Source organism: Streptomyces sp. NPDC025833 (assembly GCF_055558055.1).
The window spans coordinates 158,071-171,615 of record NZ_JBVHNF010000007.1 but is presented as its reverse complement, the minus strand read 5'-3'; the positions used below and the strand labels follow the sequence as shown (position 1 = coordinate 171,615).

At 73.3% G+C, this 13,545-nt stretch carries 14 protein-coding genes and 3 tRNA genes; 5 read left to right on the top strand and 12 right to left on the bottom strand.

From position 1 onward, the window contains the following. Positions 1 to 63: 63 nt before the first annotated feature. The 3 genes from nusG to ACZ4K2_RS14190 form a co-directional block, all read right to left on the bottom strand. Positions 64 to 939, bottom strand: coding sequence for a transcription termination/antitermination protein NusG (gene nusG, locus ACZ4K2_RS14200; protein ID WP_467476928.1), 876 nt, complete (start codon positions 937 to 939; stop codon positions 64 to 66). Positions 940 to 1,019: 80 nt separating this feature from the next. Continuing rightward, the gene (gene secE / locus ACZ4K2_RS14195; RefSeq protein ID WP_467476926.1) at positions 1,020 to 1,304 is read right to left on the bottom strand and encodes a preprotein translocase subunit SecE; all 285 of its coding nucleotides are present in this window, start codon (positions 1,302 to 1,304) and stop codon (positions 1,020 to 1,022) included. A 106-nt stretch (positions 1,305 to 1,410) separates the two neighbouring features. Then, positions 1,411 to 1,483: transfer RNA gene (locus tag ACZ4K2_RS14190), tRNA-Trp, on the bottom strand. Between the two features lie 261 nt (positions 1,484 to 1,744). Here ACZ4K2_RS14190 and ACZ4K2_RS14185 point away from each other — a divergent pair. Together ACZ4K2_RS14185 and ACZ4K2_RS14180 are read left to right on the top strand one after the other, a co-directional pair. After that, the gene (locus ACZ4K2_RS14185) at positions 1,745 to 2,971 is read left to right on the top strand and encodes a pyridoxal phosphate-dependent aminotransferase (protein ID WP_467476924.1); all 1,227 of its coding nucleotides are present in this window, start codon (positions 1,745 to 1,747) and stop codon (positions 2,969 to 2,971) included. A gap of 148 nt (positions 2,972 to 3,119) precedes the next feature. Further along, positions 3,120 to 4,160: an adenosine deaminase gene (locus tag ACZ4K2_RS14180; protein WP_467476921.1), complete on the top strand. Its 1,041-nt coding sequence runs from the start codon at positions 3,120 to 3,122 to the stop codon at positions 4,158 to 4,160. A 19-nt stretch (positions 4,161 to 4,179) separates the two neighbouring features. On the opposite strand, the gene ACZ4K2_RS14175 is transcribed toward ACZ4K2_RS14180, so the two are convergent. Continuing rightward, the gene (locus ACZ4K2_RS14175; protein WP_467476917.1) at positions 4,180 to 4,803 is read right to left on the bottom strand and encodes a TetR/AcrR family transcriptional regulator; all 624 of its coding nucleotides are present in this window, start codon (positions 4,801 to 4,803) and stop codon (positions 4,180 to 4,182) included. Positions 4,804 to 4,906: 103 nt separating this feature from the next. Here ACZ4K2_RS14175 and ACZ4K2_RS14170 point away from each other — a divergent pair, with 103 nt between their 5' ends. Beyond that, on the top strand, positions 4,907 to 5,539 hold the full coding sequence (locus ACZ4K2_RS14170; protein ID WP_467476915.1) for an NAD(P)-dependent oxidoreductase: 633 nt from the start codon (positions 4,907 to 4,909) through the stop codon (positions 5,537 to 5,539). A gap of 10 nt (positions 5,540 to 5,549) precedes the next feature. On the opposite strand, the gene ACZ4K2_RS14165 is transcribed toward ACZ4K2_RS14170, so the two are convergent. The 8 genes from ACZ4K2_RS14165 to ACZ4K2_RS14130 form a co-directional block, all read right to left on the bottom strand. Continuing rightward, positions 5,550 to 6,605, bottom strand: coding sequence for a UDP-N-acetylmuramate dehydrogenase (locus tag ACZ4K2_RS14165; protein WP_467476913.1), 1,056 nt, complete (start codon positions 6,603 to 6,605; stop codon positions 5,550 to 5,552). Between the two features lie 618 nt (positions 6,606 to 7,223). Next, positions 7,224 to 8,684, bottom strand: a complete 1,461-nt coding sequence (locus ACZ4K2_RS14160; protein WP_467476910.1) for a DHA2 family efflux MFS transporter permease subunit — start codon at positions 8,682 to 8,684, stop codon at positions 7,224 to 7,226. A gap of 89 nt (positions 8,685 to 8,773) precedes the next feature. After that, positions 8,774 to 9,349, bottom strand: coding sequence for a TetR/AcrR family transcriptional regulator (locus ACZ4K2_RS14155; RefSeq protein ID WP_467476908.1), 576 nt, complete (start codon positions 9,347 to 9,349; stop codon positions 8,774 to 8,776). Between the two features lie 170 nt (positions 9,350 to 9,519). Next, the gene (locus ACZ4K2_RS14150; RefSeq protein WP_467476907.1) at positions 9,520 to 9,948 is read right to left on the bottom strand and encodes a MaoC family dehydratase; all 429 of its coding nucleotides are present in this window, start codon (positions 9,946 to 9,948) and stop codon (positions 9,520 to 9,522) included. A 7-nt stretch (positions 9,949 to 9,955) separates the two neighbouring features. After that, complete coding sequence (locus tag ACZ4K2_RS14145; protein WP_467476904.1) at positions 9,956 to 10,408, bottom strand: FAS1-like dehydratase domain-containing protein; 453 nt, start codon at positions 10,406 to 10,408, stop codon at positions 9,956 to 9,958. A 155-nt stretch (positions 10,409 to 10,563) separates the two neighbouring features. Beyond that, complete coding sequence (rpmG, locus tag ACZ4K2_RS14140) at positions 10,564 to 10,728, bottom strand: 50S ribosomal protein L33 (RefSeq protein ID WP_003948671.1); 165 nt, start codon at positions 10,726 to 10,728, stop codon at positions 10,564 to 10,566. A 90-nt stretch (positions 10,729 to 10,818) separates the two neighbouring features. Next, positions 10,819 to 10,891, bottom strand: a tRNA-Met gene (locus ACZ4K2_RS14135). 46 nt (positions 10,892 to 10,937) lie between these two features. Continuing rightward, positions 10,938 to 11,010 (bottom strand) — tRNA-Thr (locus ACZ4K2_RS14130). Positions 11,011 to 11,481: 471 nt separating this feature from the next. Here ACZ4K2_RS14130 and ACZ4K2_RS14125 point away from each other — a divergent pair. Together ACZ4K2_RS14125 and ACZ4K2_RS14120 are read left to right on the top strand one after the other, a co-directional pair. Further along, entirely contained in the window at positions 11,482 to 12,738 is a 1,257-nt protein-coding gene (locus ACZ4K2_RS14125; RefSeq protein ID WP_467476901.1) for an amidohydrolase family protein, read from the top strand. A gap of 144 nt (positions 12,739 to 12,882) precedes the next feature. Beyond that, the gene (locus ACZ4K2_RS14120) at positions 12,883 to 13,539 is read left to right on the top strand and encodes an SDR family oxidoreductase (RefSeq protein WP_467476900.1); all 657 of its coding nucleotides are present in this window, start codon (positions 12,883 to 12,885) and stop codon (positions 13,537 to 13,539) included. The last annotated feature ends 6 nt before the right edge of the window (positions 13,540 to 13,545 follow it).

Genomic DNA, 13,545 nt, shown 5'->3' with positions numbered 1-13,545 from the left:
CCCGGACACGGCGAAGGCGCCCCGGCCCGGTGCTCACCGGCGGGGCGCCCTCGGCGGACGTGCTCAGTTCTTCTGGATCTGGTCGAAGGACAGCTCGACCGGGGTCTCGCGACCGAAGATCTCGACCAGGCCCTTGACCTTCTTCGAGTCGGGGTTGATCTCGTTGATGGTCGCCTGGAGCGTGGCGAACGGGCCGTCGGTGACGGTGACCGAGTCGCCGACCTCGAAGTCCAGCACCTGGACCTCGACCTTGCGCTGCGGGGCGGGCTTGCCCTCGGCCTCGGCGGCCTCGCGGGCGGCCTTCTCCTCGGCCTCCGGGGCGAGCATCTTGACGATCTCGTCCAGGGTCAGCGGGTAGGGGTCGTAGGCGTTGCCCACGAAGCCGGTGACGCCCGGGGTGTTGCGGACGACGCCCCAGGACTCGTTCGTCAGGTCCATGCGGACCAGGACGTAACCCGGCAGCTTGTTCTGCCTGATCGTCTTGCGGTCGCCGTTCTTGATCTGGACGACCTCTTCCTGCGGCACCTCGGCCTGGAAGATGTAGTCCTCGACGTTCAGCGAGACGGCGCGCTGCTCCAGGTTGGTCTTCACGCGGTTCTCGTAGCCGGCGTAGGTGTGGATGACGTACCACTCGCCGGGCAGGGTGCGCAGTTCCTCGCGCAGGGCCTCGATCGGGTCGACCGGAGCGGCCGGCTCCTCCTCGGCATCCTCGGCGACGGCTTCCTCGTCGCTCGCGGCCTCGTCGCTCTCGGCGGCTTCGGTCGCGTCGTCCTCGGCGTGCGGTGCGGCTTCCTCGGCGGGCTCGCCCGCCTCGGCCTCGGCAGCCTCGAACTCGTCCTGCTCGTCCGCGCCCTCGACGATGTCGAGCTCGTCGTCGACCGTCTCGGCAGCCTGCCCGCGGGGCTCGATGGCGTCGTCCTTCAGGTTCGGGTCAGACACGATGGCTGCTTCTTCCTGGATACATAGGGGTGGAACATGCGAAAAGGGGCGCCGGTACCACGGCGCCCTTCGCTCTTGGCTCAGCCGAAGACGTACTTGGCCGCGTGGTTGAGCCCATAGTCAATCACGGTCACCAGGGCGATCATGATGACGACGAAGAAGATCACCACGGTGGTGTACGACGTCAGTTGGTTGCGCGACGGCCAGACGACCTTGCGGAGTTCGGCGATGATCTGGCGGTAGAAGGTGGCCAGACGCTTCAGCGGGCCCTTCTTGGCGCGCTTGCCGCCCTTGCGGGCCTTTTTCGACTCCGGCACCTCGTCCTGGGCGTCAGGCGTGTCGATGGAGCCTACGGCGTCCGTCATGGTCCTCACCTGGTCCCGGGTCGTGGCCGTGCCGCGCCCGGTTTCTGAGCCGCACGGCGGTGCATTGCTGTACGTACATGCGCACACATCCTGGCGGTGTGTGTAGCAGGGCCGGAGGGACTTGAACCCCCAACCGCCGGTTTTGGAGACCGGTGCTCTACCAATTGAGCTACGACCCTTTGTGTGTCCCCCAACGTACCGCATCCAATCAGGTGCTGGGTGTGCACCGGATTCGCGGCGGCAGCCGGAGGCCAACGAGGTGAGAGTGTACGTGTTCCGTGGCCCGGCGTCGAACAGAAAGTGCCCGCCCGGTGCGGTCCGACTGAAGATCGTCCAGGCCCGGGGCCGGATTCGGACCCGTGTTCACGCTTCGACCCCGTGCTGTTCAGTCTGTGAAACCCGTGTGTCGCGGGGATTTCCGGTCTGGAACGATGGGCCGCATGAGCGCTGCAACCCCTCCCACCGAGCGCCGGGTCTCCGCCCGAGTCGGCGCGATCTCCGAGTCCGCCACCCTCGCCGTGGACGCCAAGGCCAAGGCCCTGAAGGCCGCCGGGCGTCCGGTGATCGGCTTCGGCGCCGGTGAGCCCGACTTCCCGACCCCGGACTACATCGTCGAGGCGGCCGTCGAGGCCTGCAAGAACCCGAAGTACCACCGCTACACGCCGGCCGGCGGCCTGCCCGAGCTGAAGGCCGCGATCGCCGCGAAGACGCTGCGCGACTCGGGCTGGGAGCCGGACGTCTCCCAGATCCTGGTCACCAACGGCGGCAAGCAGGCCATCTACGAGGCCTTCGCCGCGATCCTCGACCCGGGCGACGAGGTCATCGTGCCGGCGCCGTACTGGACGACCTACCCGGAGTCGATCCGCCTGGCCGGCGGCGTGCCGGTGGAGGTCGTGGCCGACGAGACGACCGGCTACCGCGTGACGGTGGAGCAGCTGGAGTCGGCCCGTACGGAGAAGACGAAGGTCGTCCTCTTCGTGTCCCCGTCCAACCCGACCGGCGCGGTCTACTCCGAGGCCGAGACCGAGGCGATCGGCCGCTGGGCCGTCGAGCACGGCCTGTGGGTCCTCACCGACGAGATCTACGAGCACCTGGTCTACGGCGACGCGGCCGCGGTCTCCCTGCCCGGCCTGTTCCCGGAGCTGCGCGACAAGTGCGTCGTGGTCAACGGCGTGGCGAAGACGTACGCCATGACCGGCTGGCGCGTGGGCTGGGTCATCGGCCCGAAGGACGTCGTCAAGGCCGCGACGAACCTCCAGTCGCACGCCACCTCGAACGTCTCCAACGTCGCCCAGGTCGCCGCCCTGGCCGCCGTCTCCGGCGACCTCGCGGCCGTCGCGAAGATGCGCGAGGCCTTCGACCGGCGCCGCCGGACCATCGTGCGGATGCTGAACGACATCGAGGGCGTGGTGTGCCCGGAGCCCGAGGGCGCGTTCTACGCCTACCCCTCGGTCAAGGCGCTGCTCGGCAGGGAGATCCGCGGCAAGCGCCCGAAGGACACGGTCGAGCTGGCGGCGCTGATCCTGGAGGAGGCCGAGGTCGCGGTCGTCCCGGGTGAGGCCTTCGGCACGCCGGGCTACCTGCGGCTGTCGTACGCGCTCGGCGACGAGGACCTCGTCGAGGGCGTGAGCCGGATCCAGAAGCTGCTGGCCGAGGCACGGGACTAGTCCCGCGCCGCCCGGGCTCTCCCGGGCCTGCCCACGCGCGCGTGCGGGCCGTTTCCCTCCGGGGAGGCGGCCCGCTCCTGTGTGCGGGCGGGACCACGTCCGGGGAAACGGCTACCCGTGGGGCGGGTGTGTACGGCAGGATCCTGGGATGGAGCGTGTACGTGACCTCTCTGAGCTGCCGAAAGCCCACCTGCACCTGCACTTCACCGGCTCGATGCGGCCGGGGACCGTGCTGGAGCTGGCCGACAAGTACGGTGTGCGGCTGCCCGACGCCCTGACGGAGGCCCTCACCAGCGGCGAGCCGCCCAGGCTGCGCGCCACGGACGAGCGGGGCTGGTTCCGTTTCCAGCGGCTGTACGACGCGGCGCGCTCCTGCCTCCGCACGCCGGAGGACATCCAGCGCCTGGTGCGCGAGGCCGCGGAGGAGGACCTCCGGGACGGCTCGGGCTGGCTGGAGATCCAGGTGGACCCGACGTCGTACGCGCCCCGGCTGGGCGGGCTGATCCCGGCCCTGGAGATCATCCTGGACGCGGTCGACACGACGTCCCGGGAGACCGGGCTCGGCATGCGCGTCCTGGTCGCCGCGAACCGGATGAAGCACCCCCTGGACGCGCGCACCCTGGCCCGGCTCGCGGTGCGCTACGCGGACCGGGGCGTGGTCGGCTTCGGGCTCTCCAACGACGAGCGGCGGGGCATGGCGCGGGACTTCGACCGGGCCTTCCACATCGCGCGGGAGGGCGGTCTGCTGGCGGCCCCGCACGGCGGCGAGCTGACCGGCCCGGCGTCGGTCCGCGACTGCCTGGACGACCTGAACGCCACGCGGATCGGGCACGGGGTGCGGGCGGCCGAGGACCCGTGGCTGCTGAAGCGGCTGGCGGACCGGGGGGTGACCTGCGAGGTGTGCCCGGCCTCGAACGTCGCGCTCGGCGTCTACGAGAAGCCGGAGGACGTCCCGCTGCGCACCCTCTTCGAGGCGGGCGTGCCGATGGCCCTGGGCGCCGACGACCCGCTGCTGTTCGGTTCCCGGCTGGCCGCCCAGTACGAGATCGCGCGTGCCGACCACGGCTTCACGGACGCGGAGCTCGCGGAGCTGGCCCGGCAGTCGGTGCGGGGCTCGGCCGCGCCGGAGGAGGTCAGGGCGCGGCTGCTGGCCGGGGTGGACGACTGGCTGGCGCGCCCGGCCGCCTGAGCCGCGCGGGGCCCCCGGCTCACTCGGCGGGCTCTCCCGCGGGGGTCCCGGCCGAGATCCCGCCCAGCAGGGTGCGCACCAGCCGGGCGGCGAAGTCGTCCACCGGGGGCCGCTCGCCGCTGCCGGTGGCGTCGTAGGCGAACGCGCGCTGGGCGCAGGCGCCGATGAGCAGGGAGGCGGCGGCGTAGGTGTCGGCACCGGCGCGGACCCGGCCGGCGGCCTGTTCTGCGCGGAGGTAGGCGTCCAGGCCCTGGATGGGCAGGTGCGGGCCGGAGCCGAGGCCGCGCAGCACGTCGTCGTGGCGCCGCTTGAGCTGGGGCTCGGCGTACAGGGAGGCGGCGATCGGGAAGCTCTGCTCGTAGAAGAGGGCGGCCTGGCGGGCGATCCCGGTGAGGTTCTCCTCCAGGGTGCCGCGTCCGGGCTCGGCGGCGAGGTTGCCGAGGAGGGGGCCGAGCCGGGGCAGCCGCTCGGTGAGGACCCGCACGAACAGCTCCTCCTTGCTGTCGAAGTACTTGTAGAGGGCCGCTTCGGAGCAGTCGGCCGCGCGGGCGATCTCCTTGGTGGTGGTGCGGGCCAGTCCGACGGTGAGCATGAGCTGGTGGGCGGCGTCGAGGATGCGGACCCGCGCCGGCTTTCTCTCCATGGGACTCCTTGTCGGCTTGACGGGTGGGTGAGTACTTGCTCACTCTAGGGGCCACAGGGGTGAGTGAACACTCACCCGCCTCTTCACGGCAGGGGGAGACACCATGGAGCTGACCGTCTTCGGGGCCACCGGGGGGATCGGCCGGGAGCTGGTCCGCCAGGCGCTGGACGCCGGGCACACGGTCACGGCGGTCGTCCGGGACCCGTCCCGGCTCGACGTCGCCGGCGACCGCCTGGAGGTCGTCCGCAGCGGTCTGACCGGCCCGGAGGAGCTGCGCGCCGCCGTCCGGGGCCGGCACGCGGTGCTGTCCGGCCTGGGTGCGCGCAGCCGCAAGGACGCCGGGGTCGCCACCCGGCTGACGCGTACGGTCCTGGGCGCCATGGAGGCGGAGGGCGGCGGCCGGCTGCTGGTGGTGAGCGCCGCCCCGGTCGGTCCGGCACCGGAGGGAGACGGCCCCCTGGACCGCGCGGTGCGGGGCCTGGTGTCGGCGATCCTCAAGGACACCTACGCCGACCTGCGCGCCATGGAGGAGGAGCTGGCCCGCAGCGGCACGGACTGGACGTGCGTACGGCCGCCGCGGCTGCTGGACAAGCCGCTCACCGGCCGCTACCGCACGGTGGTCGGCGGCAACCCGCCCAAGGGCCGTTTCATCGCGCGCGCGGACGTCGCGCACGCGATGCTGTCGATGGTCGACGCCGGGGAGACCGTGCGGCAGGGGGTCGGGGTGGCCTACTGAGCGGGAGCGCTCACAGGCTCACGCCCACGGTCACCGGCTCGTTGACCAGGGTGACGCCGAAGGCGTCGCGGACCCCGGCGACCACCTCGCGGGCCAGGGCCAGCAGGTCCTCCGTGGTGGCCGCGCCCCGGTTGGTGAGGGCGAGGGTGTGCTTGGTGGAGATGCGGGCGGGTCCGCTCCCGTAGCCCTTGGTGAAGCCCGCCTTGTCGATCAGCCAGGCCGCGGACGTCTTCGTACGGCCCTCCCCCGCCGGATAGGCGGGCGGCTCGGCGCCGTCGCCCAGCCGCTCGTGCACGCGCGCGCGGAAGGCGGCGAACTGCTCGTCGCCGAGGATCGGGTTGGTGAAGAAGGACCCGGCCGACCAGGTGTCGTGGTCCTCGGGGTCCAGGACCATGCCCTTCCCGGCGCGCAGCTTGAGCACGGTCTCGCGGGCGTCGGCCAGCGGCACCCGGTCGCCGGGCGCGACGCCGAGCGCGCGGGCCGCCTCGGCGTACTTGACCGGCGCGGACAGTCCGCCGGCGTCCTCCAGCCCGAAGCGCACCCGGAGCACGACATGGCGCCCGGGGTCGGCCTTGAAGCGGCTGTGGCGGTAGGAGAACGAGCACTCCTCGTTCGTCAGCGTGACCGTCTCGCCGGCCCGCCGGTCGTACGCGATCACCTCGGTGATGGTCGAGGAGACCTCCTGGCCGTAGGCGCCCACGTTCTGGATGGGGGTGGCGCCCGCGGATCCGGGGATGCCGGCCAGGCACTCGATCCCGGCGAGGCCGGCCTCCACGGCGCGGGCGACGGCGTCGGTCCACACCTCGCCGGCCGCCAGTTCCAGGGTCGTGCCGCGCAGTTCGGCACCGCGCGTGGCGATGCGCAGGGCGGTGCCGTCGAAGCCCTTGTCGCCGATGACGAGGTTCGATCCGCCGCCGACGACCAGCAGGGGGGTGCCGCTGTCGTCGGCCTCGCGGACCGCGGCGATCACCTCGGCGTCGGTCGTGGCGGTGACCAGCCGCGTCGCGGGGCCGCCCAGCCGGAAGGTGGTCAGCGGGGCAAGGGGGGCGTCGTGGAGTACCTGCACGGGCCCAAGACTACGAGACGGCTCCGGCGGCCCCGCACCCCCGAGCTGCGCACCGGGCACGCGTGCGCGTGCGCGTGCCGCTCGGCGGACCGGGCACGCGTTGCCGCTTCCGGACCGGCGGACGGCCGGCGCGCGCCGGGTCCACGCGCGTGCCCGCTCCGAGCGCGACTCCGTCCGGACCCACGCGCGCGTGCCCGGACATGCCCGTCCACGCGCGCGTGGACCGCCGTGAGGTACGGGGGTCCACGCGCACGCGTACGGGCACTGCGTCCCGGTGGCCGGGCGAGCCGCCGTACCGCCTGCTCCCGGCTCACCGGCAGATCGGCGGCGGTGGCCTGCCAGTGACCGGTGAACCGGGTGGTGTGGAGGACGCGGGAGGTGGGCCGGTGCGTGCCGGAGCGGGGGAACTCCGTCAGCGCGTTCGCCGGCTTCCCCGCGGACGGCGTCCAGCAGGTCCGCCGCAGCGGCTGGGCCCGCAGAGCCGCGCCGTTCGCGCCCCGGGCACGGCCGGCCCGGCGCCGGACGGCCCGAGGTGGACCTCGGTGCCGTGCGGCGGGGCGGCCGGCGCGGTCCGGGGCGGCGTGGGCGTCGCGGGCTCCTCGTGCGGGCGGGCGCGGGTCAGCGGGAGGTGGTCTCCAGGGCCGGGGCGGGCGCCTGCGCGGCGGCCGCTGCGGCTCGGCCGGCGTCCCGGCGCGCGGGGATCAGCAGGGCCGCGACCGCGGCGAGGGCGACCACCGCCGCGCCGGTGACCAGGGCCGGCCGCAGGCCGTCCACGAAGCTCCGCGCGGACGCGTAGCCGCCCTGCGCGGAGAAGATCGACGACATGACGGCGATGCCGAGCGCGCCGCCCACCTCGCGCAGGGCGTTGTTGGCGCCGGAGGCGATGCCCTGTTCCTGCGGGCGGACGCTGGACATGACCAGGTTGGCGGCCGGGGCGAAGTACAGGGCCATGCCGACGCCGCTGATGATCAGGCCGGGCAGCTGGACGGCGTAGGAGGCGTCCGTGGTGGCCACCCGGGCCAGGTAGCCGAGTCCGGCCGCCTGGAGGAACAGGCCCGTCGCGACGACCGGCCGGCCGCCGATCCGGTCGGAGAGGATCCCGGCGACGGGGGCGACGAGCATCGGCATGCCGGTCCACGGCAGCATCCTGAGGCCCGCCTCGGTGGGCGAGTAGCCGAGGACGCCCTGCATGTACTGGCTGAGCAGGAAGATCGAGCCGAACATGCCGACGAACATCAGCAGACTCGCGGCGTTGATCCCGGCGAAGGCGCGGGAGCGGAAGAGGCGCATGGGCAGCATCGGGGCGGCCGCCCGGGAGCTGTAGAGGACGAAGGCCGTCAGCAGCGCCGCGCCCGCGCTCAGCGAGGTCAGGACCACGGGGTCGGTCCAGCCGTCGGCGGGCCCGCGGACCAGGCCGTACACGATCCCGAAGAGCCCGCCGCTGGCGAGCAGCGTGCCGGGGACGTCGAGCCGGGCGCCGGTGCCGCGGGACTCGGCGAGGCGCAGCCGGGCGAGCGGCAGCACGGCCAGGCCGAGCGGGACGTTCAGCCAGAAGATCCAGTGCCAGGAGACGTGCTCGGTGAGGCTGCCGCCGATCAGCGGCCCGGAGGCGACGGCGAGCCCGTTGACGGCGCCCCAGATGCCGTACACCATGCCCCGCCGGGCCGCGGGCACGGCCGCGGTCAGCAGGGTCAGGGTGAGCGGCATCATCACGGCCGCGCCGACGCCCTGGACCGCGCGGGCGGCGATCAGGGAGCCGATGCCGGGGGCCATGGCCGCGGCGGCGGAGGCGCCGGTGAACACGGCGAGTCCGGCGATGAAGAGCCGGCGGCGCCCGAAGCGGTCGCCGAGCGCGGCGCCGAACATCAGCAGGACGGCGAAGGTGAGCGTGTAGGCGCTCACCGTCCACTCCAGGTCGTCCAGTGCCCCGCCGAGGTCCTCGCGGATGGCGGGTAGGGCCGTGGTGACGACGAGATTGTCGAGCGCCGCCATGAATCCGGCGACGCTGGTGACGACGAGGGCCCATACGGCCCCCGCGCGTGTGGTGGCGGTGCTGGGTACTGCTGTCTGCTCTGCCATCGCTCCCCCCGGAGTGATTCTGGTTAGTAATCGATGACTAACTTTTGTGGCCATGCGTCGTCCGCGGCCGCGGGGACGCCCGGCCGGTCCTACTCCTCCGGCTCCACCCGCTCCGTCGGCCGGAGCGACGGGTAGAGCCCCTCCCACACCCGGTGACCGGGCGGGAAGCCCATGGACACCAGGCAGTTGATGAGCATCCCGCACGCCAGGAAGGTGGTCGTCTCGCCGACGTCCGCGCCGAGCGGCAGGTGCACCGTGTCCCACAGCCGCGTCCAGCCGGCCCGGACGCTCTCGCCGAACTCGCGGTCGCCCTCCTGCTCGGCGGCCGCCACCGCGACGTACATCTGCATCTGCATCATCAGCCGCTCGGGCCGCTCCGCGATGACCTTGGTGTACGCGTTGGCCATGGCGTGCAGGGCCTCCTCGCCCCGCAGGCCCTCGGACGCCTCCTCGAAGGTCCGGATGGTGTCCTCCACGCAGCGCTCCGCCGCCGCCAGGAAGATCGCCTTCTTGCCCGGGAAGAGCCGGAAGAGGTACGGCTGCGAGACCCCGACGCGCTTGGCGATCGCCTCGGTGGAGGTGCCGTGGTACCCGCCGCGCGCGAACTCGGCCATCGCCGCGCGGACGACGCTCTCCCGCCGCTCCTCTGCGCTCATCCTGACCATGCGTCCGAAGTTAGTACGCAATCACTAACCTGGCAAGGCGGTGCCGCGTGGGGAGGACATCGGCGGTACGGCTGCCGTGGAGGGGCCGGGGGCACCCCCACGCCTCAGGGGAGCCCCAACGCCTCAGGGGCGCCTCCGGACAGTGGAGGGCGCCCCTGGGACCGTGCGCGTCAGGCCAGTCGGACGACCGCGCGGGACATGCCCAGCACCTTCTGCCCGGCGCTCATGGCGGTGAGGTCCACCCGCACGGTGTGGTCGTCCAGCTTGGCCGCGACCTTGCCGCTGACCTCGATCAGGGCGCCCTGGTCGTCGTTGGGGACGACGACGGGCTTGGTGAAGCGGACGCCGTACTCCACGACCGCGCCCGGGTCGCCCGCCCAGTCGGTGACCACCCGGATCGCCTCGGCCATGGTGAACATGCCGTGCGCGATGACGTCCGGCAGGCCCACCTCCTTGGCGAACTTCTCGTTCCAGTGGATGGGGTTGAAGTCCCCCGAGGCACCCGCGTAGCGCACCAGCGTGGCGCGCGTCACGGGGAAGCTCTGGGCCGGCAGTTCGGTGCCGACCTCGACGTCGTCGTACGCGATGTTCGCCGTCATCGGGTTCTCACGCCTCCTCGGCCCCGCGGGCCACGAGCTTGGTCCAGGCGGTCACGACGTGCTCGCCGGCCTCGTCGTGCACCTCACCGCGGATGTCCAGGATGTCGTTGCCCGCGAGGGACCTGATCGCCTCGATGGTGGAGGTGACCGTGAGCCGGTCGCCGGCCCGCACCGGGCGGGTGTAGGCGAACTTCTGGTCGCCGTGCACCACGCGGCTGTAGTCCAGCCCGAGCTGCGGGTCCTCGATGACCTGCCCGGCGGCCCGGAAGGTGATGGAGAACACGAAGGTCGGCGGGGCGATCACCGCGGGGTGACCGAGCGCCTTGGCGGCCTCGGGGTCCGTGTACGCCGGGTTGGACTCGCCCACCGCCTCGGCGAACTCGCGGATCTTCTCCCGGCCCACTTCGTAGGGCGCGGTGGGCGGGTAGGTCCGTCCCACGAAGGACTGGTCGAGCGCCATGGCCCGGCACCTCCTGATGTCTGCTGTGCTGGCCCCAAAATTAGCGGCAAACCGTCTGCGGAATGTGCGGGGCCGGTGGGAAGGGGGCCGCCGAGCTGGTGAAAACGCCGTGAGGCCGCCCCCTCGAAAGGGGACGGCCTCACGGACGAGCCTGTTTATCGCGTTTCGCGGTGCGCGGTGTGCGCGTTGCAACGCGGGCAGTGCTTCTTCATCTCAAGACGGTCCGGGTTGTTACGCCGGTTCTTCTTGGTGATGTAGTTCCGCTCCTTGCACTCCACGCAGGCCAGCGTGATCTTCGGGCGGACGTCGGTGGCAGCCACGTGAGTGCTCCTAGGACGAACGGATTATCTGATTCAACGCAAGAAAGAGTAGCCGATCGAAGGACCGACCCCGCAATCGGCTACTGTCAGTAGCGGTGACCGGACTTGAACCGGTGACACAGCGATTATGAGCCGCTTGCTCTACCGACTGAGCTACACCGCTTTGATGAGATCAGCTCCCGCCTCGCGACGGGAACCTCTCACACCAGAGCCCCAAAACGGAATCGAACCGTTGACCTTCTCCTTACCATGGAGACGCTCTGCCGACTGAGCTATTGGGGCGAGCGATGAAGACATTACACGGTCCGCCGCCGTTCGCCCAAATCCGTATCCCGCCGCCCGTCCCGGGCCGCCCCACCGCCCTGTCCGCCGCTCCCCGGATCCCGTGCGGACCCCCGTGCGGCGGTCCCGGCCGCACGGACGGAGGCCCTGCGCGGACGGGTCGCGGACGAGGGTTCCGCGCGGGTTGTGCTCACGGGCCGTACACGCGCGTGGGGGGGTCGGACGCGGTGCGCCCGTCTCGCGCGGCACCGGACGCCCGCGCCCCTCGTCACACGCGGTGCCGGTCACGCGCGCGTGGGCGACGCGTCTGCCGCCCGCGGCGGACCACGCCGGTACGACTATTTCGCTCCTCCCGGACCGGCGCGGCTCACGACCCTAGGCTCGACCCACTCCGCGTGATCTTGGGGCGTCCACGGCCCCCGGCCCCTCACGCCGGTCCGCCCGAGCCCCCCGGCCCCGACCTGGAGCGCGATGCCCGACAGCCAGCCGCAGCCGCAGCCACCGCCGAACTCGCCCGGGCCGTCCGACACCGGCGCCCTCCTGCTCTGCGGGGCGCGGCTGACCGACGGCCGGACCGTGGACGTGCGGCTCGGCGGGGGGCGCATCGAGGCGGTGGGCACGGCGGGCAGTCTCGCGGCGGGCCCGGTCCGGGCAGGCGTCACGCGCGTGGACCTGAGCGGCTTCCTACTCCTGCCGGCCCCGGCCGAACCGCATGCCCACGGCGACACCGCCCTGTCCGCGGAGCGTCCCGGTCCGGTGTCGTACGCCCCGGACGACGTGCAGCGCCGGGCGACGGAGGCGGCCCTGCTGCAACTCGGGCACGGCGCGACGGCCGTACGCGCGCACGTGCGCGTGGGGGACGTCCAGGGGCTCGGCGCGCTGGGCGCGGTGCTGCGGGCCCGGCGGTCGCTGCGCGGGCTCGCGGAGCTGACGGCGGTGGCGATGCCGCGGCTGCTGACCGGGGTGGCCGGGGCGGACGGGCTCGCGGTGCTGCGGGACGCGGTGAAGATGGGCGCCTCCGTGGTGGGCGGCTGCCCGGACCTGGACCCGGATCCCACGGGGTACGTGGAGGCGGTCCTGGAGCTGGCCTCCGAACACGGCTGCCCGGTGGACCTGCACACGGACGCCGCCGACTCGGCCCGGTTGTCCCGGCTCGCCGCCATGGCGGGGGGCCTGCGCCCGGGCGTGACGATCGGACCGTGCGCCGGACTCGCGCGCCTGCCCGCGGAGGCCGCCTCCCGGGCCGCCGACCAGCTCGCCGCGGCCGGGGTGACGGTGGTGTGCCTCCCGCAGGGCGGCTGCGGCGGCGCCGACCGGCGGGGCGCGGCGCCGGTACGGCTGCTGCGCGCGGCCGGGGTGCGGGTGGCGGCCGGCAGCGGGGCCCTGCGCGACGTCTCCAACCCCGTCGGCCGCGGCGACCCGCTGGAGGCGGCCTATCTCCTCGCCTCCGCGCACGGCCTGCGCCCGGAGGACGCCTACGACGCCGTGTGCGCCTCGGCCCGCGCGGTGCTGGGCCTGCCGGAGGTGCGGGTGGAGGCGGGCTTCCCCGCCGAGCTGCTGGCCGTGCGCGGTGACCGGCTGTCCGGCGCGCTCTCGCTGGCGTACAGCCGGATCGTGGTGCACCGGGGCCGGGTGGTGGCCCGTACGAGCGCGGTCCGGGAGTACTGCAACTCGGCCGTGGCGGCGGAGCTCGGACTGCCGCGACAGGGGCGCGGGGAGGTGTCCTGAGTCCGTACCGGGCGCGGGATCGCGGTGCCGTGGCAGGGGCGCGGGGAGTGTCCTGAGCCGGTGCCGGGCGCGGGCCGGGGCGGCCGGGCGGGCGCCGGTCAACTCGTGCGGCGGATGCGGCCCTTCGGGCGTACGGTCGGAACCATGCGCATTGTCATCGCTGGTGGTCATGGTCAGATCGCGCTGCGGCTGGAGCGGCTGCTCGCCGCGCGCGGGGACGAGGTCGCGGGCATCATCCGCAAGCGGGAACAGGGCGACGACCTGCGGGCGGCCGGCGCCGAACCGGTCCTGCTGGACCTGGAGTCCGCCTCCGTGGAGGAGGTCGCGGCGCACCTCCAGGGCGCGGACGCGGCGGTCTTCGCGGCCGGCGCGGGCCCGGGCAGCGGCACCGCCCGCAAGGACACGGTGGACAGGGGCGCGGCGGTGCTGTTCGCGGACGCGGCCGTACGCGCGCGCGTGCGGCGCTTCCTGGTGGTGTCCTCGATGGGCGCGGACCCCGCGCACCAGGGGGACGAGGTCTTCGACGTCTACCTGCGGGCCAAGGGCGAGGCCGACGCGTACGTCACCCGGCAGGAGGCCCTGGACTGGACGATCCTGCGTCCCGGCGCGCTGACGGACGACGCGGGCACCGGCCTGGTCCGGATGGAGGCGCACACGGGGCGCGGTCCGGTGCCGCGGGACGACGTGGCGGCCGCCCTGGCGGAGCTGGTGGACACGCCGGCGACGGCCGGGCTCACGCTGGAGCTGATCAGCGGCTCCACGCCGGTGTCGGTCGCGGTCAAGTCCGTGGCCGGGAACTGAGCCGCC